Here is an 18,755-nt window from a genome sequence, read left to right on the forward strand (position 1 = left end):
TTAAAACTGGCGTGATCGCCTGGTTTAGAGTCGATTTAACCCGCTCTGAAAATGCCGACTTCACTCCATGAATTTGGCTACAGCGCAGCGAGAAAATTCCGACGCTGTGATTGCAGCGCCGAAATTAACTCAAATCGGGGGTGGGGAGCTATAGGACAGCGAAGGTGCCCTGTGCTTTTGCGACAAGTCTTTCGTCTTGATACACGTCAGCTTCGACCACCAACGTGCGGCGACCGGCATGAATCACCCGGCTGGTGCACAGCACGTCACCATCTTCTACGGCACGAATGTAGTTGATCTTGCACTCGATGGTCGCGCTCTGTTGGTCGAAACCATGTGAGCTGGAGCAGGCTAGCCCCATCGTAATGTCCACCAGGCTGAAAATCGCCCCGCCATGGAGCTTGCCCGCGCGATTGCGCAGCTTCGGCTCCAGAGTCAGGGACACCTCGGCAACGCCCTCTTCAAGGCGTTGCAGGCGGCAGCCGATCAGTTCGCTGAACGCGCTCTGGGTCAAACCGGCCGGGATCTCCATTATCGTTTCTTCAACTGTTTGGCGTTGGCGAACAGCGAGGCCATGGCGTTGTTGGTTGGTGCGGTGGTGACGGTTTCCTTGCGCGGTGCATTGTTTTGCGACTGGCGCGGCGTAGAACCAGGACGTGCGCCACGGGCACCGTCGATTTTCTCGCCGGGGGTGTCGCTCATGCGCATCGACAGGCCGACGCGTTTGCGTGGGATGTCGACTTCCATGACCTTTACCTTGACCACGTCACCGGCTTTCACCGCTTCACGCGGGTCCTTGATGAACTTCTCCGAAAGCGCGGAAATATGCACCAAACCGTCCTGATGCACGCCGATGTCCACAAAGGCGCCGAAGTTGGTCACGTTGGTAACCACGCCTTCGAGGATCATGCCCAACTGCAGGTCCTTGAGGTCTTCGACGCCGTCTTGGAACTCGGCGGTCTTGAACTCGGGACGTGGGTCGCGGCCGGGTTTTTCCAGCTCTTGCAGGATGTCTGTGATGGTCGGCACACCGAAGGTTTCATCGGTGTACTGCTTGGGATCCAGGCGCTTGAGGAACGCGGCGTCGCCGATCAGCGAGCGGATGTCGCGGTTGGTCTCGGCGGCGATGCGTTGCACCAGCGGGTAGGCTTCCGGGTGGACTGCGGAGGCATCCAACGGGTTGTCGCCGTTCATCACGCGTAGGAAACCAGCGGCTTGTTCGAAGGTTTTTTCACCCAGGCGTGCGACTTTTTTCAGCGCTGCACGGGTTTTGAACGCCCCGTTTTCGTCGCGATGGGTCACGATGTTTTGCGCCAGGGTGGCGTTGAGGCCGGAAATACGCGCCAGCAAGGCGACGGAGGCGGTGTTCACATCCACGCCGACGGCGTTTACGCAGTCTTCCACCACCGCATCCAGGCCGCGCGCGAGTTTCAGCTGAGACACGTCGTGCTGGTACTGGCCGACGCCGATGGATTTAGGGTCGATCTTGACCAATTCGGCCAGTGGGTCCTGTAGGCGACGGGCGATGGACACCGCACCACGGATCGACACGTCGAGGTCCGGGAATTCCTTGGAGGCCAGTTCCGACGCCGAGTACACCGAAGCGCCGGCCTCGGAGACCATGACTTTGGTCATCTTCATGGCTGGATATTTTTTGATCAGCTCGGCGGCCAGCTTATCGGTTTCACGGCTGGCGGTGCCGTTGCCGATGGCGATCAGGTCCACGCCGTGCTTGGCGCACAGGGCGGCCAGGATCGCCAGGGTCTGGTCCCATTTGTTATGCGGCACATGCGGATACACAGTGGCGTGGTCCAGCAGCTTGCCGGTGGCGTCGACCACGGCGACCTTGCAGCCGGTACGCAGGCCCGGGTCGAGGCCCAGGGTGGCGCGTGGGCCGGCCGGGGCCGACAGCAACAGGTCGTGCAGGTTGTGGGCGAAGACGTTGATCGCCTCGGTTTCGGCGGCGTCGCGCAACTCGCCCAGCAAGTCGGTTTCCAGGTGGGTGTAGAGCTTGACCTTCCAGGTCCAGCGCACGACTTCACCAAGCCACTTGTCTGCAGGACGGTTCTGATTCTGGATGCCGAATTGTTGGCCGATCATGCCTTCGCACGGGTGCATGGTGCCCGGCAGCTCGTCGCCGACTTTCAGCGCGGAACTGAGAATGCCTTCGTTACGACCGCGGAAAATCGCCAGTGCACGGTGGGACGGCATGCTTTTGAGCGGTTCGTCGTGTTCGAAGTAATCGCGGAACTTGGCGCCCTCTTCCTCTTTACCGGCGATAACGCGGGCGCTGAGGATGGCTTCCTGCTTCAGGTAAGTGCGCAGTTTTTCCAGCAGACTGGCGTCTTCGGCGAAGCGCTCCATGAGAATGTACTTGGCACCCTCGAGGGCGGCCTTGACGTCGGCGATGCCTTTTTCGGCGTCGATGAACCGGGCAGCTTCGGTGTCCGGGGTCAACGAAGGATCATTGAACAGACCGTCAGCGAGTTCGCCCAGACCAGCCTCCAGGGCAATCTGGCCTTTGGTGCGACGTTTCTGTTTGTACGGCAGGTAAAGATCTTCGAGGCGGGTCTTGGTGTCGGCGAGCTTGATGTCGCGCTCGAGTTGAGGCGTCAACTTGCCTTGTTCCTCGATGCTGGCGAGGATGCTGATGCGCCGTTCGTCGAGTTCTCGCAGGTAGCGTAGGCGCTCTTCCAGGTGACGCAATTGAATGTCGTCGAGGCTGCCGGTCACTTCTTTACGGTAACGGGCGATGAAGGGCACCGTGGAACCTTCATCCAGTAGAGCGACGGCCGCTTCGACCTGTTGTGGGCGTACACCGAGTTCTTCGGCGATGCGGCTGTTGATGCTGTCCATAAAACCACCTGAAATTCTTAAAAGCAGCTCACAGGCCCGGAAAACAAGGCCTTGGGAGGCTGGTTGAGCGGCCCGACTGGCGCCGCTGCCTGGGTCGAGAGGCAGCCTATTGACCCTCGAAATCGAAAAAATCACGACAAGCGGGTGAAAAAACTCCGGCAGTAAACGGTAACGATCTGACGTTGCCCTGCGCGAAGGCGCCGCATTATAACCAACGTTCTGCACCTGGGGGGTACTGCGCCAACGGTTGTAGGGCGCGGGTTCGCTGGCAGTAGAGGAAAAATCTGCTAACAATGCACACGGTGCGTATAACGGCAGCTACGCCATAATGCGCGCCGAGATAAGAGGAGCATCTAATGAGCAGCACTGCACAAACTGCTGAAGGCGAAAAAATTCTCATCGTTGACGACGATCCGGGGCTGAGCAGCTTGCTGGAGCGTTTTTTCAACTCCAAGGGCTACCGTGCCCGCGCGGTGCCGAACACCGAGCAGATGGACCGCCTGTTGGGGCGTGAAGTCTTCAACCTGGTCGTACTCGACCTGATGCTGCCCGGCGAAGACGGCCTGACTGCCTGCAAACGCCTGCGCGGCGCAAACAACCAGATTCCAATCATCATGCTCACCGCCAAGGGCGATGAGCTGAGCCGCATCAAAGGCCTCGAGCTGGGCGCTGACGACTATCTGGCCAAGCCGTTCAACCCTGACGAGTTGATGGCGCGGGTCAAAGCCGTACTGCGTCGCCAGGCGCCGCCGGTACCGGGCGCGCCGGGCAGCGAAGACGAAAGCGTCACCTTTGGCGACTACGAACTGTCGCTGGCCACCCGTGAGCTCAAGCGTGGCGATGAAGTGCATATGCTCACTACCGGCGAATTCGCCGTGCTCAAGGCCCTGGTGATGAATGCTCGCCAGCCGTTGACCCGCGACAAGCTGATGAACCTGGCCCGTGGCCGGGAATGGGATGCGTTAGAGCGGTCCATCGACGTGCAGATCTCCCGTCTACGTCGGATGATCGAGCCGGACCCGTCCAAGCCTCGGTATATCCAGACGGTGTGGGGCGTGGGTTATGTGTTTGTGCCGGACGGCAATAAAACCAGTTGATCGCTGATTTGCAGGGGCGGGTATCCTGGTGATTGACTCCATGAGGGTCGACGGGATGCCCGGCGTCTGCAATTCTGCGAGCGCCGTTCGTTCCTGCAAGGTATCTAGCTGTCTTCTATGAAAACCCCGCTGTGGTTCCCCCAAAGTTTCTTTTCCCGCACCCTTTGGCTGGTGCTGATCGTCGTTCTGTTTTCCAAGGCACTCACGCTGGTTTATCTGTTGATGAACGAGGACGTGCTGGTAGACCGACAATACAGCCACGGTGTCGCCCTGACGCTGCGCGCCTATTGGGCGGCGGACCCTGAGAACCGCGAGAAGATCGCCAAGGCCGCGACCCTGGTACGTGTCGCCGGTGCAGGTGTGCCGGAGGGCGAGCAGCATTGGCCCTACAGTGAAATCTACCAACGCCAGATGCAGGCTGAACTGGGTGAAGACACCGAGGTGCGGCTGCGCATGCATGTGTCGCCGGCACTGTGGGTACGTGCACCAAGCCTGGGCGAGGACTGGTTGAAAGTGCCTTTGTACCCGCACCCACTGCGGGGGCAGAAAATCTGGAACGTGTTGGGGTGGTTCCTGGCGATCGGCTTGCTTTCAACGGCCTCGGCGTGGATTTTCGTGCGCCAGCTCAACCAGCCGCTCAAGCGTCTTGTGTTTGCCGCCCGTCAATTGGGTCAGGGCCGCAGTGTGCGTCTGCCGGTCAGCGATACGCCCAGCGAGATGACCGAAGTGTACGGTGCGTTCAACCAGATGGCGGAAGACGTCGAACAGGCCGGGCGCGAGCGCGAGCTGATGCTGGCGGGGGTATCCCACGACTTGCGTACCCCGTTGACGCGACTGCGCTTGTCTCTGGAGTTGATGGGTAACCATAGCGACCTCACCGATGACATGGTCCGTGACATTGAGGACATGGACGCGATTCTCGATCAGTTCCTGGCATTTATCCGCGATGGCCGTGATGAAGTGGTTGAAGAGGTCGACCTGACGGACTTGGTGCGTGAGGTGGTCGCCCCCTATAACCAGAATGGTGAGCAGGTGCGCATGCGCCTGGAACCTATCCAGCCGTTTGCGTTGCGTCGGGTGTCGATGAAGCGCCTTTTGAATAACCTGATCGGTAACGCTTTGCATCACGCCGGTTCCGATGTGGAAGTGGCGGCCTACGTGTCCGGTGACAGCGCTGCGCCTTATGTGGTGCTGAGCGTTTTGGACCGGGGGGCCGGCATCGACCCGGATGAGCTGGAAGGTATCTTCAACCCGTTCACCCGTGGCGATCGTGCCCGAGGTGGTAAGGGGACTGGCTTGGGACTAGCGATTGTGCGACGGATTGCCTCGATGCATGGCGGCAATGTTGAACTGCGCAACCGCGAAGAAGGTGGCCTGGAAGCGCGGGTACGCTTGCCGCTCGGCCTGATGTTGCCCCGCGACGCGGTATAGACACAGCTGCAAGCTCCAAGCTTAAAGCTGCAAGAGAAAAGCGGATCGCTTTTTTGCCTCTCTTGCAGCTTATAGCTTGAGGCTACAAGCTGCTTCTCTAACCCTTGCCCTTGGTCCTGGTCATATTCGGCCCACCATTTTTCTCCAGATGCTGAATGATGATCCCCGCCACGTCCTTGCCGGTGGTGGTTTCAATCCCTTCCAAGCCCGGCGATGAGTTCACCTCCATCACCAGCGGTCCGTGATTGGAGCGCAGGATATCCACACCTGCCACACTCAACCCCATCACCTTGGCTGCTCGTAGCGCCGTCATGCGCTCTTCCGGGGTGATCTTGATCAGGCTGGCGCTGCCACCACGGTGCAGGTTGGAGCGAAACTCACCGGGCTTTGCCTGACGCTTCATTGCCGCGATCACTTTGTCGCCTACCACAAAGCATCGGATATCCGCACCACCGGCTTCCTTGATGTATTCCTGCACCATAATGTTTTGCTTGAGGCCCATGAATGCCTCAATCACCGACTCTGCCGCCGTCGCGGTTTCACACAGCACCACACCGATACCCTGGGTGCCTTCCAGTACCTTGATGACCAGCGGTGCGCCGTTGACCATCTCGATCAGGTCCGGGATGTCGTCGGGGGAGTGGGCGAAGCCAGTCACCGGTAGGCCAATGCCTCGACGCGACAGCAACTGCAGCGAGCGCAGTTTGTCTCGTGATCGCGCAATGGCGACCGATTCATTGAGGGGAAACACTCCCATCATTTCAAACTGACGCAACACCGCGCAGCCATAAAATGTCACTGAAGCACCGATGCGTGGGATCACTGCATCAAACCCCTCCAGCGGTTTGCCCCGGTAGTGAATCTGCGGTTTGTGGCTGGCAATGTTCATATAGGCACGCAACGTGTCGATCACCACCATTTCGTGGCCACGTTCGGTGCCAGCCTCAACCAGGCGGCGGGTGGAATACAGACGCGGGTTTCGCGACAGCACGGCAATCTTCATGCAGCACCTGGGGCAGAAATAGTAGAGACCGGGAACACCGGCTTGTCTTGAACGTACTTGATGCCGGGATTGACCACCAACTGGCCGTCAATCAAAGCCTTGGAACCTAGCAACAGCCGGTAACGCATGGCTTTGCGGCAGGCCAGGGTGAACTCCACCCGCCATACCCGATCACCCAGCGCCAGTGTGGTGCTGATGACATAGCGCACCTGTGCGTGGCCGTTGGAGCTCTTGATGGTTTTCATGGTCACCAGAGGCGCCTCGCAGCGGCGGTGACGCAGCTGCACAACGCTGCCCAGGTGCGCGGTAAAGCGCACCCACTGCTCACCGTCGCGCTCAAACGGCTCGATATCGGTAGCGTGCAGGCTTGAGGTGCTGGCCCCGGTGTCGATCTTCGCGCGCAGGCCCGCCACTCCCAAGTCTGGAAGTGCCACCCACTCACGCAGACCCACAACGGTCAAATGGTCAAATGTCTTCAAGATGGATAACCGATCAATTCGTCCAGGTCTGAGGGGATACCTCGGCCAGGGCGTTGAATGCAGGCTTGGCGAACCAGTAACCCTGCATCAGAAATATTCCGCAGTCGGACAGGAAGTCGCGCTCGCCGGCACTTTCAATGCCTTCGGCGATGACAGTAACCCTCAACTGCTCACAGATTGTGACAATCCCCTGGACGATGACCTGACGGACGCGATCCTGGTCGACATCGCGAATCAGCGCCATGTCGAGTTTGATCAAGTCAGGTTGGAAATCGGCCAGCAGGTTCAGCCCCGAATAGCCCGCACCGAAATCGTCGATGGCGGTCTTGAAGCCGAATTCGCGGTATTCACGCAGAATATTCGTCAAATGGCGATTGTTATCTACGTGCTCGCTTTCCAGTGTTTCGAAAATCAGCTGGTTCAACGGGAAATTATGCGCGCGCGCCGCCTCCAGGGTGCTGCGAATGCACAGCTCAGGACGGTACACGGCATTGGGCATGAAGTTGATCGACAGATGGGTTTGCATTCCCAAGGCCGCCGCCCCGGCAATCGCCTGGGTTCGACAACGTTGATCGAAGCGGTAACGGTTGCTTTCGTTGACCTGCTCCAGCACCGATGACGCACCTTCGCCGTGGGTGCCCCGCACCAGGGCTTCGTGGGCAAAGATTGAGTGGTCCCGAAGGTCTACGATAGGTTGGTAGGCAAATGCAAAATCGAACCCGAGAGGCTCGCTTTGCTGGCATCCCACACAGCGCTGGTTGGGCGAGGTGAGTGAAAGGGGGAATTCGGTCACAGCAAATCCTCGCGAAAACAGGGTGCTACCTGGCGTATCTTAGGTGAGCCTGGGGGTTTATGCGTTGAAGGGGTTCAACGGTAAAGTTGCGACATTTTTCAGAGCGAGGAATTCAAGTGGCTCAAAAGCAGGAAGAGGAAGAAAAGGTCCGTCTGGATAAGTGGTTGTGGGCGGCGCGTTTCTATAAAACCCGTGCCCTGGCCAAGGCTGCTATCGAGAGCGGCAAGGTGCATCATCGCGGCGAGCGCTGCAAGCCGGGCAAAGAGCCGCGTGTCGGTGATGAGTTGCAGATTCGTACAGGTTTTGACGAAAAGACGGTCGTGGTACAGGCGCTTTCCGTTGTACGACGTGGCGCTCCCGAAGCGCAGGCGTTGTACGCCGAGACAGAAGCCAGTGTTGCCAAGCGCGAAAACGCGGCGGCCATGCGCAAGGCGGGCGCTACGGGCATGACCACCGATGGCAAACCGAGCAAGAAGCAACGCCGCGACTTGTTCAAGTTTCGCGGCAGTGGCAATGACGAGTGATCGCGTAAATCTCCAGGCTATCGGCGTTCAAATGTGGGGCTTGCTCGCGAAAGCGGTGGGTCAGTGAAAAACACTTAACCTGACACTCTGCATTCGCGAGCAAGCCCGCTCCCACAGTTAGCCTGTGGCGTTACGCCGCAGTGCGTATGACGCTCAATCGTCCGATAACCGGCAGCTTACCCAGCAACCCGAACACCGGCGTCGTCAGTCGCAGCAACCCATGCGACACCTTCGCCGCAAACGGCGTGTAATACCCCCAGCCCAACGCCAACAGGGCCAGCAGCACGCCGCCGATGTAATCGTCCTGTCCCCAATGCGCGCCCGCCACCAGTCGCGGCATCATGAACAACAGCGCCAGGCCCCAGATCACCACTACCTGGCCGATACGCCTGGCAAACACCGTCATGAACATGCCCCAGATCAGCAACACCGATGCGTGATCCCCCGGGAAGCTCTGGCTCGAACGGTCCTTCAGCTCCCAGGTTTTCTCCAGCCCCGGGAAATAGTCACTCATCTGGACCGCTCCGCTGATCGTCATCGACGGGCTACTGTGTTGCCAGCCCATTTGCGCTGCGAGTTTTGAAAACAACATGCGGATAAACAGCAACAGCAGCAATATTCCGACAAAACCTAACGTCGCCTGGCGGACCTGCACTGCCTTGAAGACCCAGTCGCCACGAATCAGCAGCGCCAGCAGAATCACCCCGACTACCGCATCAAACGGCCGCAAACTGGCCACGGCCCATACATGCAGCCACGTTGAGTTGCTCGCCAGCGGGTCATTGAGCAGATGAAACAGCCACTCGTCGAAAATCACACAGAGCATCTGGCCCGTGGGCCACAGCCAAAAACACAGCAGTCCGATCGCGAGTAGATTGCAAAGAGCCCATCGCCGGAGGTCCCACTTGGCTTGGAACAAACCCGGATTGTTCATAAACTGTCCCTCTTCGCTCTATTAAGCTCTCTGTTTCCAGGAGAAAACCGCACCAAGATGGTGCTAAAGCGTTTAATTTTATAAACCTTGTAATCATTTTGTCATCACTTCAGATACCCAGACCTATGACTGATCTACCGGATACCGACTTCACCCAACGCTTTATCTTCGATGAGAGCGACGCACGCGGCGAGATGGTTTCGTTGGAGCGCAGCTATGCCGAAGTCCTTGCCAAGCACTCCTATCCGGAGCCAGTCGCGCAATTGCTCGGCGAACTGATGGCAGCCGCCGCGCTGCTGGTTGGCACCCTGAAGTTCGACGGTTTGCTGATCTTGCAGGCGCGCTCTGAAGGACCGATTCCCATGCTGATGATCGAGTGCTCCAGCGAGCGCGAAATCCGTGGCCTGGCCCGTTACGAAGCCGACCAGATCGCTGCTGACGCCACCCTCGCCGACCTGATGCCCAACGGCGTGCTGGCACTTACCATCGACCCGACCGAAGGCCAGCGCTACCAGGGCATTGTCGATCTCGATGGCAAAACTCTGTCTGAATGCTTCACCAATTACTTCGTGATGTCCCAGCAAGTGGGCACCAGGTTCTGGCTTAACGCAGACGGCAAGCGGGCCCGTGGCCTGCTGGTGCAACAACTGCCGGCCGATCGCATCAAGGATGAAGATGATCGCGCTGAAAGCTGGCGGCACATTATCGCCTTGGCCGACACCTTGAAGGCCGAAGAGCTGTTGGGCCTGGACAACGAAACCATTCTGCATCGCCTGTACCACGAAGAAGCCGTGCGACTGTTTGACGCACAGGGCCTGCACTTCAACTGCAGCTGCTCGCGCGAGCGTTCGGCCAATGCCTTGGTCAGCCTCGGCCTGGAAGATGCGCAAAACCTGGTGGTAGAGCACGGCGGCCATATCGAGATCGACTGCCAGTTCTGCAATGAGCGTTATCTGTTCGATGCAGCCGATGTCGCCCAATTGTTCGCCGGCGCAGGCATCGACACCCCTTCCGACACCCGCCACTAAAACGTTTAAGCACAGGTAAATCACCTGACAAACGCCGGATTAGCGCAGTTCTGACGGGAGGGCCCTACTCTTTTTGGGCTTTTCTGGCATAATCCGGCCCACTTTTTTCGCGGTAGTAGTGCGCAACTTTCTACTACAAAACGTTTGGAGCACTCGGCCATAGGCCGACGGGGAACCTCATGACGCAAGCCAACAACGCCGTATACACCGATCTGAGTGTTGACGATCTGGTTAAAGAAGCCCTGCAGCGTGGTGAAGGCGTGCTCGCCGATACTGGCGCGCTGGTCGTCGAAACCGGTCACCGTACTGGCCGTTCGCCGGTCGACCGTTTCATCGTTGAAGAGCCTACCACCCAGGCTTCCATCGCCTGGGGCCCGATCAACCGCAAGTTCCCGGCCGACAAGTTCGATGCCCTGTGGGCTCGCGTCGAGGCATTCAATAACGCGCAAGAGCATTTCGTTTCCCATGTTCACGTAGGGGCTGCCGAAGACCACTACCTGGCCGTGAAAATGACCACCCAGACTGCGTGGCAGAACCTGTTCGGTCGTTGCCTGTTCATCAACCCGGCCCAGTACAACCCGGCCGGTCGTGAAGAGTGGCAAGTGCTCAACGTGGCCAACTTCGAATGCGTGCCAGAGCGTGACGGCACCAACTCCGACGGTTGCGTGATCCTCAACTTCGCTCAGAAGAAAGTGCTGATCGCCGGCATGCGTTACGCCGGTGAAATGAAAAAAGCCATGTTCTCGGTGCAGAACTTCCTGCTGCCGGCTTCCGACGTGCTGCCAATGCACTGTGCCGCCAACATCGGCGAAGCAGGCGACGTGACCCTGTTCTTCGGTCTGTCGGGCACCGGCAAAACCACCCTGTCCGCCGACGAAAGCCGTTACCTGATCGGTGACGACGAACACGGCTGGGGCGAAGGTGTGGTGTTCAACATCGAAGGCGGTTGCTATGCCAAGTGCATCGACCTGTCCGAGAAGAACGAGCCGGTCATCTGGAAAGCCATCAAGCACGGCGCCGTGCTGGAAAACGTGGTGATCGACGAGGCCAAGCACGCCGACTACACCAACGTCAGCCTGACCCAGAACAGCCGTGCGGCCTACCCGCTGGAGCACGTTGCCAAACGTTCCGAGAAGAACCTGGGCGGCGAGCCAAACGCGGTGATCTTCCTGACCTGCGACCTGACCGGCGTACTGCCGCCGGTGTCGATCCTCAGTGAAGAACAAGCGGCCTACCACTTCCTGTCCGGCTACACCGCGCTGGTGGGCTCGACCGAAATGGGTTCCGGCGGCGGCATCAAGTCGACCTTCTCCACCTGCTTTGGCGCACCGTTCTTCCCGCGTCCGGCCGGCGAATACGCTGAGCTGCTGATCAAGCGCATCCGCGGCTTCGGTTCCAAGGTCTACCTGGTCAACACCGGCTGGACCGGTGGCGGCTACGGTGTCGGCAACCGCTTCAACATCCCGACCACGCGCGGCGTCATCGCCGCGATCCAGAGCGGCGCGTTGATCGGTGCAGAAACCGAACACCTCGACACCATCAACCTCGACGTGCCACTGGCCGTACCGGGCGTTGAAACCGGCCTGCTGAACCCACGTAACACCTGGGCTGACAAAGCTGCCTACGACGAAGCGGCGAAGGCGCTGGCGGGTCTGTTCATCGAGAACTTCAAGAAGTTTGAAGTGAGCGATGCGATCAAGGCGGCGGGTCCTAAGTTGTAAGATTCGGTTGTTGTGAAAAAGCCGCCTCTTGTAGGCGGCTTTTTTGTGCGCGAACGCTTAGTTGGCGACGTGCAGAACCACCGCGCCGGCCAGTACCAGCACAACTCCCAACACCTGCACAGCCGACAACCGCTCCTTGAAAAACACAAACCCCAGAATCGCCGCAATCCCGCCAGACAACGTACTGATCACCGTCACCACTGACACCGACCCCGCCATCGCCCCCCAGGAAAACGCCGAGAATCCACCCAGGTTCATCAAGCTCGCCCCGGTCAGCGTCGCGCAGTTTTTCAGCGGCGGGATTTTCAGGCCGTCCTTTATTTTCAGCACCATCGCCACTAACACGCACAGCCCCACCAGGTAACCGAGCCAGAGCATGGTGATGGGCCCCAGCGCCGGCAGTGTGTAGCGGCCTTGCAGCCAGAAACTGGTGCCATATAGCAAGGCGGCGAGCATGGCGTAGGCGATCGACTGGCGAGGGTTGTTGTGAGGGACGCCGTTGTCCTTGTGGATGCTGGAGAGGATCACGCCGATTACGCACACGGCGATGCAGCCCAGTTGTGTGAGACTGATGTGCTCACCGCTGGCCCAGGAGAACAAGGTGGTCACCACACCGTAGGACGTCACCAGCGGCGCGACGAAGGGCAAAGGCCTTGGACAGCGCCAGGGCGCCGGAGACAGTGAGCAGGGCGGCGGCGATGCCCAGGAGCCAGACGCTCAGCGCGGCGTCGAGGGCTTTGAACAGCAAGCTCGGGAGAATGACCAACAGCAGGGTCATGATCAGGAAACCCAGGGCTTGGCCGAAATACACCGCGCGTTTGACACCCACGGCGCGGGCGTTGAGGCCCACGAGAAAATCCGTACCACCCCAGAGCAGGGCGGCCAGCAGGCCCATCATTACGTCCATGTAAGGTCCTTAGTGGTTCAGCTCAGGTTTTCCAGCGTCTGCGTGTCCCAGCTGTGGGTCTTTATGGCCAGGTAAAGCATGCCGAGGGTCAGCGGTACTTTTTCGCCGCGGCCCTTGGCGCGGCGTTTGAGAAATACATCAAACACCGGTGGGTTGAAGTAACGATAAGTGTCGAAGTCGCCCAGGTCGAGCGCAAATTCCTGTTCCAGTGCATCCATCAGTTGCTTGGCCTCGCTGCCGTCGCAGCCGAGGTCGAAATTGATTGAGGTTTGCAGGCGGATCGTCTTGTGTTTCGGCAGGCCGATTTCTTCATGCAGCAGTTGCAGGAGTTGCTGCATGACGGGGTCTTCGGGGAAGTTGGGGGCGAGGTTCATGGTGGGGGCACGCAGGAATGGGTGATTGGCTTTTACTTTGCGGGCTTTTACTTGGCAATAGATATTCTGAGTGCTCAACATCCCTATGCCTGTCACAAAGAGAACTATCGGCAGACTTTCAAGCTTTGCCCCTCTGATCCAGGAAGTGGCATACAACGGAACTATTGGGCCGGTTATCAAGAGGCAGAGTCCAAACCACTTCCTTAGTACGGGCAACTTTATTGTCCTCTCGATTATGGCGGCCAGCGCGAGGAGGAGCAGCAGATAGATCCAGTGGGTGTATTCGCTCATCGTCTTGGCCACTCTAGCGCTGTAGAGTCTTGGCGGATATGTTGAGTCCTTTCGATGTTCACGGGTGTTTGCCGGCAGCTGTTGAAAGGGCGCTAGTTTCAGTCACGGAAAGGCGAGTTTTGTAGAGGGCCGGGCAGGAGTTTTAATCAGTTTCGGAATAGGATGTCGAGGCGTTGCGCGGTTTCTTACAGGGCTTTCCGGGATTTGTGGCTATCAACGACTTAACAGCAAAACGTGTGACTGGTATGGGTCGAGCTGGTGTGATCAGTTGCCAACAGGCCGACTCACACACCGCTCAAAAATCGCCTCCAACCCCCGATAATCACACGCCACCGCATCAATATTCGCCGGTATCCACGCCGCGTGTTTCACCAGCCACCAGTTCACCGAAAAACCCGCGTTCACGATGATCTGTTCGAACAAGATCCGTTGCGCCCGGCCGTTGCCTTCGCGGAAGGGGTGGATGACGTTGAGGTCGCCGTAGGCCTCGGCAATCCGCGTGATCAGCTCAGCCTGACTCACACCCACATACCAGTTGGCCTCTTGCATACGCCGGATGATCTTCGCCGCTTCCGGCGGGATGCGTGCCGGGGTGCAGAACAGCGTGTCGCCTTTCTGGATGTTGACGCTGCGCAGTTCGCCGGCCCAATCGTAGAGGTCGCCGAACAGGGTGCGGTGGATGTGTTGCAGTCGGTCGAGGTCGTAGGGCGGCGGGAAGAGGGGGAGGTTGCCTACGGCGATTTCGGATAATTCCCGTTCGGCTTGGTGCAGGCGGGCTTCGTCATGCAAATCGAGGCGGTTACGCAGGACGCCGCTACCGGGGTAGCAGTACGGATCCTGGCCCACCCCGTATTTGTCGAGCATCAGCGTGGGGTGTTGCGATACTTGGCGAGGACGGCTTCGCGGGTCGGCAGGGGTTTGTCGACGTCGGCCGGCTGGGTGTCGAACCCTTCCAGGCGCAGGCTGGCCAGGTAATTGGAACGGCGGATCTTGTGGTAGTGATCCTGTTTTTGCTCAAACGTCGGTTCGCTCATGGCAGCGTACTCCTGGGTAGCAAGGCTTTATTGTAGCGCAATGCTTCAGAGGGCAGGCCGGAGAAAAAATCATATCAATGCGTCCCAGTAGGGCATTGTCTGTTTGAGCGATGGCTACTGACGCGAGGCTGCGTCGAGGTCCATCAAGCCTCGCCCATAGGCTTCGGTGTTGGCATAGATTCCGGTTCGATTTGCCGTACTGAGCAGGCGCTCCCGCACTTGTTGCGGTGTCATTTCGGGAAAGCGGCTTTGCAGTGCCGCCAAAGCGCCACTGACCAGGGCGGCGGCCGGCGAGGTGCCGGCGGTTGGCCCGTAGCTGCCATCCTTGTTGGTGGTCAGCAACCCTGCGCCACCATCGCCCCCTGGCACCGCGATGCACCAGCGTGCCGCGAGCCCGCAATAATTGGATTTGAGATTGATGGCCGTTCCGTCATTCTTGAGGGCCATGACGGCGATCCAGCCTTTCTCCAGCTCGGGCACCAGTGCGGGAAGGCCAGGTTCGGCGAGCGGCTCACGCTTGACCTCGTTACCCGTTGAGAAAACGAATACAGCGCCTTCGGCCACCAGCTTTTTTGCCACTTCCAATGAGTCACCCATCAGGCGCTCATAGACGGGAACCTCGTTGGTGTTGGCTTCAATGGGGTTAGCCCATGAGTTACTGAAAATATGTGCGCCCTTGGTATAGGCGCGCTCCCAGGCCTGGGCGATTTCACTGTCGAAGTAGAACGGTTCCTTGTCATCACCGAAACGCATAGGGATCAACTGGGCGTTGAAGGCGATGCCGTGGATGCCCTGGTCGTTCTTGTTCGCGGCGAGAATGCCGGCCATCTGGGTGCCGTGGCCCTTGATGTCAAGGATGCCTGGCTGCTGTGTCACGAAGTCATAGCCCGGATCGGCCACACGCCCGTGAAACTCGGGCAGCGCCTGGTTGAGACCTGAGTCAATCAGCGCGACTTTTACGCCCTGGCCGGTACCGCCCCGCGCATAGAGGGAGGATGCTTTGACAATGGGCAGGGCTTTTTGCTCGAAGTATTCGGGCGTTTCAAAACGCTGTGTGTCCGGTTCGACAGGCATTGGGGCGGGAGCGGCTACACAGCCCAGCAGCAACAACGGCAGCGTGAACACGGCGAGGTGTTGCAATGAAAACAGGGTGCATCGAGACATCCACGACTCCTTGTCGGGGGTAGGTGATCTGGCGTGTTACTGTCTTCGTTTTTACGCGGGCTTGCTGGTTTTCTCTGTATCAGTTTGTAGCGTTTATCCCCGACCTTTTCTTGATCGCTGATCTATGTTTTTTACTCCCTCAGCGGTCAACGGAGTGACAGCTATGCACGACACCCTCCAACAGGTCTTCGGTTATCCACAGTTTCGTCTGGGCCAGCAAGAAACAATCAGTGCCGTACTGGCCGGTCGCTCGGCGGCGGCTATTTTTCCAACAGGGTCGGGCAAGTCCCTGTGCTATCAGCTATCGGCGGTACTGCTGCCTAACCTGACGTTGGTGGTGTCGCCGCTGTTGGCGTTGATGCAGGACCAGCTGGGTTTCTTGCAACGCCACGGCATCTCGGCAGGCAGTATCGGTTCGGCCCAGAGTCGCGAGGACGCCAATGAGGTGATGGCTCGCGCGCGTTCCGGAGAGCTGAAAATCCTGATGATTTCCGTGGAGCGTCTGAAGAACGAGCGCTTTCGTAACTTCCTGCAGAGCGTGCGGATCTCACTGTTGGTGGTGGACGAAGCGCACTGTATTTCTGAGTGGGGTCACAACTTCCGTCCGGACTATTTGAAGCTGCCGGACTACCAGCGTCAGTTCAATATCCCACAAGCGCTGCTGTTGACGGCTACAGCGACGCCTAAGGTGATTGCCGACATGCAGGCGAAGTTCGCCATTGCGCCGGGTGATGTGGTCACCACGGGCTTCTACCGACCCAATCTCAATCTGTTGGTGGAGCCGGTCAGCGGTGCGGACAAGCGTCGCCGGTTGGTGCAGTGGATGAGTGAGCGCACTGATCAACCGAGCATCGTCTACGTCACCCTGCAGAAAACCGCCGAGCAGATCGCTGAGCATTTGAATCGCAACGGCATCCAGGCCGAGGCCTATCACGCGGGTTTGCCCCACGATAAGCGCGAGGGTATCCAGCAGCGTTTCATGGGTGGGCGCTCCAATTGCATCGTCGCCACCATCGCGTTCGGCATGGGCATCGACAAGAGTGATATCCGCAATGTGGTGCACTTCGATCTGCCCAAATCCATCGAGAACTACAGCCAGGAAATAGGTCGCGCGGGACGTGATGGGCAGCCCTCGGACTGCCTGGTATTGGCCAACCGCGACAGCCTCAATGTGTTGGAGAACTTCGTGTACGGCGATACACCGGAGCAGGAGGGTATTCGGCGGGTGCTGGAAGAGTTGCGGACCGCTCGGGCCGAGGGGCAGTGGGAGTTTTTGCTCAGGTCCTTGTCGGACCACAGCAACATCCGCGAGCTGCCGTTGAAGACGCTGCTGGTGCAGTTGGAACTCAAGGGCGTGATTGCACCGCGCTATGCGTTTTATGCCGAGTACCGTTTCAAGTACCTGATCGAACCCGAGGCCTTGCTCGCGCGCTTCTCCGGCGAGCGGCAGCAGTTTGTCGCGGCGATCATCCAGGTGTGCAAAAGGGCCAAGACTTGGGCGACGGTGGATTTTGACGCACTTTATCAACAGCATAATGCCGAGCGCGGCCGGGTGGTAAAGGCGCTGGATTACTTCCAGGAGCAAGGCCTGATTGAGCTTGAGAGCAAGCAGATGACGGAGGTCTACAGCCTGCTTGATACCGAGTTTGACCCTGATGTATTGAGCAAAGAGTTATACACAGGCTTCAAACAGCACGAGGTTGGTGAGGTCGCACGGATTCACGCCATGCTGGATCTATTCGCCACCGAACACTGCCTCGGTCAACGCTTGGCAGATTATTTCGGCGATGAAAACGCCCCCCAACGTTGTGGGCATTGCTCGGTGTGCCACGGCCGCGTTGCACACCTTCCACCACCGCCAGGTTTGTCCTCGCTTGTGGATAAAAGCTTCATGGGGCTGTGCGGTGATTTTATCCACAGGCATCATGAACACACCGGCCGCCTGCCTGGGGCGGAACGCCTGACGCGTTTCCTCGGGGGCATCAGTGTGCCGTTGTTTACCAAGTTGAAGGCGCGGGGCATTCCGGGTTTTGCTGCGCTGGAAGATTACCCGTATGCCGAGGTACGCGAGTGGGCCCAGGCCCATTTGAATGACCTGTAACTCACTTTAACGAGATGACCCGATGCCTGACTCAGTGCCGCAACGCGCCGATTACCTGCACTTCCAGCCGATCATTACGCGCTGGCATGACAACGATGTGTATGGCCATGTCAACAACGTGACCTACTACAGCTTCTTCGACACGGCGGTGAATACCTACCTGATCGAGCAAGGTGGGTTGGATATTCATGACGGCGAAGTCGTGGGGTTCGTGGTGAGTTCAGCGTGTGACTATTTCGCCTCGATTGCTTTTCCCGAACGTATCGAAATAGGCCTGCGGGTGGGCAAGCTGGGTAACAGCTCGGTGCAGTACGAATTGGCAGTTTTTAAGTCAGGCGAGGACGAGGCCTGTGCGGCGGGGCGCTTTGTGCATGTGTTTGTGGATCGAGGCTCGAACCAGCCGGTGACGATTCCGGGGATGTTGCGCGAGGCGTTGCAGCGGTTGGTGGTGTAGGCGCGAACGCCTACACCCTCAGGCCTTAACGGTGACGGTAGTGATGCTTGTTCTTGCGATGGCCATAGGCATGCCCGCGGCCACGGTGATCATCGCGGTCATAGCGACGGTAATCACGCCCACGGGAGCGACGATCATCGTCATCGCTCTTGTTGCCCATGTAGTTACCCAGCGCACCGCCCGCACCACCGCCGGCTGCTGAACCGATCAGTGCACCGGTGCTGCCGCCGACACTGCGGCCCACTACGTTGCCGCCCGCTGCGCCCAGAGCGCCGCCAATGGCCGCTTCACCACGGCTGCGTTTGTCCGCACCCACCGCGCTGCCGCCTGCGCCACCCAGGGCTGCGCCGATGGTCGAGCCGGTGTTGCCGCCGATCTGCTGGCCGACAACCGAGCCTAGAACCCCGCCCAATGCGCCGCCCACACCGGCTTCGGTGGTGCCACCGGCCATGGCTGCGCCACTGACCAGGCCAAGGGACAACAAGAGAATCGAGGAGAACTTCATTAGGGGAAACCTCAAGGGGATGACCGCGCGATCCTGAGGCTGTATCGGAATGGTGACAA

At 58.9% G+C, this 18,755-nt stretch carries 18 protein-coding genes and 1 pseudogene; 7 read left to right on the forward strand and 12 right to left on the reverse strand.

What is annotated here, in order from left to right; all coding sequences use genetic code 11:
* Positions 1-148: 148 nt before the first annotated feature.
* Both LVW35_RS01155 and LVW35_RS01160 read right to left on the reverse strand, forming a co-directional pair.
* Positions 149-532 (reverse strand): PaaI family thioesterase, encoded by a 384-nt coding sequence (locus LVW35_RS01155; protein ID WP_233893302.1) that lies wholly within the window; start codon positions 530-532, stop codon positions 149-151.
* Positions 532-2,856 (reverse strand): Tex family protein, encoded by a 2,325-nt coding sequence (locus LVW35_RS01160; protein WP_233893303.1) that lies wholly within the window; start codon positions 2,854-2,856, stop codon positions 532-534. The genes LVW35_RS01155 and LVW35_RS01160 overlap by 1 nt, the downstream gene beginning before the upstream one ends.
* 356 nt (positions 2,857-3,212) lie before the next feature.
* On the opposite strand from LVW35_RS01160, the gene ompR reads away from it, so the two are divergent.
* The gene (gene ompR / locus LVW35_RS01165; RefSeq protein ID WP_016979041.1) at positions 3,213-3,953 is read left to right on the forward strand and encodes an osmolarity response regulator transcription factor OmpR; all 741 of its coding nucleotides are present in this window, start codon (positions 3,213-3,215) and stop codon (positions 3,951-3,953) included.
* Positions 3,954-4,070: 117 nt separating this feature from the next.
* Positions 4,071-5,384 carry an ATP-binding protein gene (locus LVW35_RS01170; RefSeq protein ID WP_177111729.1) on the forward strand — a complete coding sequence of 438 codons (1,314 nt, stop codon included), beginning with the start codon at positions 4,071-4,073 and terminating at the stop codon, positions 5,382-5,384.
* 97 nt (positions 5,385-5,481) lie between these two features.
* Here LVW35_RS01170 and rimK read toward each other — a convergent pair whose 3' ends face one another.
* The 3 genes from rimK to rimA are packed head-to-tail and all read right to left on the reverse strand — an operon-like array spanning position 5,482 to position 7,659.
* The gene (rimK, locus tag LVW35_RS01175; RefSeq protein WP_003187674.1) at positions 5,482-6,387 is read right to left on the reverse strand and encodes a 30S ribosomal protein S6--L-glutamate ligase; all 906 of its coding nucleotides are present in this window, start codon (positions 6,385-6,387) and stop codon (positions 5,482-5,484) included.
* Positions 6,384-6,866: a retropepsin-like aspartic endopeptidase RimB gene (gene rimB, locus LVW35_RS01180; RefSeq protein ID WP_078046383.1), complete on the reverse strand. Its 483-nt coding sequence runs from the start codon at positions 6,864-6,866 to the stop codon at positions 6,384-6,386. The genes rimK and rimB overlap by 4 nt, the downstream gene beginning before the upstream one ends.
* Before the next feature lie 13 nt (positions 6,867-6,879).
* The gene (rimA, locus tag LVW35_RS01185) at positions 6,880-7,659 is read right to left on the reverse strand and encodes a S6 modification regulatory phosphodiesterase RimA (protein WP_233893304.1); all 780 of its coding nucleotides are present in this window, start codon (positions 7,657-7,659) and stop codon (positions 6,880-6,882) included.
* A gap of 116 nt (positions 7,660-7,775) precedes the next feature.
* Here rimA and LVW35_RS01190 point away from each other — a divergent pair, with 116 nt between their 5' ends.
* Positions 7,776-8,183, forward strand: a complete 408-nt coding sequence (locus LVW35_RS01190) for an RNA-binding S4 domain-containing protein (RefSeq protein WP_233893305.1) — start codon at positions 7,776-7,778, stop codon at positions 8,181-8,183.
* 130 nt (positions 8,184-8,313) lie between these two features.
* Here LVW35_RS01190 and LVW35_RS01195 read toward each other — a convergent pair whose 3' ends face one another.
* Complete coding sequence (locus LVW35_RS01195) at positions 8,314-9,117, reverse strand: phosphatase PAP2 family protein (RefSeq protein ID WP_233893306.1); 804 nt, start codon at positions 9,115-9,117, stop codon at positions 8,314-8,316.
* A 125-nt stretch (positions 9,118-9,242) separates the two neighbouring features.
* On the opposite strand from LVW35_RS01195, the gene hslO reads away from it, so the two are divergent.
* Both hslO and LVW35_RS01205 read left to right on the forward strand, forming a co-directional pair.
* Complete coding sequence (hslO, locus tag LVW35_RS01200) at positions 9,243-10,145, forward strand: Hsp33 family molecular chaperone HslO (protein WP_233893307.1); 903 nt, start codon at positions 9,243-9,245, stop codon at positions 10,143-10,145.
* A 179-nt stretch (positions 10,146-10,324) separates the two neighbouring features.
* Positions 10,325-11,866, forward strand: a complete 1,542-nt coding sequence (locus tag LVW35_RS01205; protein ID WP_233893308.1) for a phosphoenolpyruvate carboxykinase — start codon at positions 10,325-10,327, stop codon at positions 11,864-11,866.
* A gap of 57 nt (positions 11,867-11,923) precedes the next feature.
* Here LVW35_RS01205 and LVW35_RS01210 read toward each other — a convergent pair.
* The 5 genes and pseudogenes from LVW35_RS01210 to LVW35_RS01230 form a co-directional block, all read right to left on the reverse strand.
* Positions 11,924-12,761: pseudogene (locus LVW35_RS01210) on the reverse strand (EamA family transporter).
* 29 nt (positions 12,762-12,790) lie between these two features.
* Entirely contained in the window at positions 12,791-13,147 is a 357-nt protein-coding gene (locus tag LVW35_RS01215) for a DUF1493 family protein (RefSeq protein ID WP_326489607.1), read from the reverse strand.
* 555 nt (positions 13,148-13,702) lie between these two features.
* Entirely contained in the window at positions 13,703-14,302 is a 600-nt protein-coding gene (locus tag LVW35_RS01220; RefSeq protein ID WP_233893310.1) for a putative adenosine monophosphate-protein transferase Fic, read from the reverse strand.
* Positions 14,302-14,472 carry a YhfG family protein gene (locus tag LVW35_RS01225; RefSeq protein ID WP_016979054.1) on the reverse strand — a complete coding sequence of 57 codons (171 nt, stop codon included), beginning with the start codon at positions 14,470-14,472 and terminating at the stop codon, positions 14,302-14,304. Before LVW35_RS01225 ends, LVW35_RS01220 begins: the two co-directional genes overlap by 1 nt.
* Positions 14,473-14,586: 114 nt before the next feature.
* Entirely contained in the window at positions 14,587-15,636 is a 1,050-nt protein-coding gene (locus LVW35_RS01230) for a S8 family peptidase (protein ID WP_233893312.1), read from the reverse strand.
* Between the two features lie 163 nt (positions 15,637-15,799).
* Here LVW35_RS01230 and LVW35_RS01235 point away from each other — a divergent pair, with 163 nt between their 5' ends.
* Complete coding sequence (locus LVW35_RS01235; RefSeq protein WP_233893314.1) at positions 15,800-17,737, forward strand: RecQ family ATP-dependent DNA helicase; 1,938 nt, start codon at positions 15,800-15,802, stop codon at positions 17,735-17,737.
* Positions 17,738-17,759: 22 nt separating this feature from the next.
* On the forward strand, positions 17,760-18,191 hold the full coding sequence (locus LVW35_RS01240; protein WP_233893316.1) for an acyl-CoA thioesterase: 432 nt from the start codon (positions 17,760-17,762) through the stop codon (positions 18,189-18,191).
* Between the two features lie 25 nt (positions 18,192-18,216).
* On the opposite strand, the gene LVW35_RS01245 is transcribed toward LVW35_RS01240, so the two are convergent.
* Entirely contained in the window at positions 18,217-18,696 is a 480-nt protein-coding gene (locus LVW35_RS01245; RefSeq protein WP_233893318.1) for a glycine zipper domain-containing protein, read from the reverse strand.
* Positions 18,697-18,755 lie beyond the last annotated feature (59 nt).

Source organism: Pseudomonas sp. HN11 (genome assembly GCF_021390155.1).
Classification (GTDB): Bacteria; Pseudomonadota; Gammaproteobacteria; order Pseudomonadales; family Pseudomonadaceae; genus Aquipseudomonas.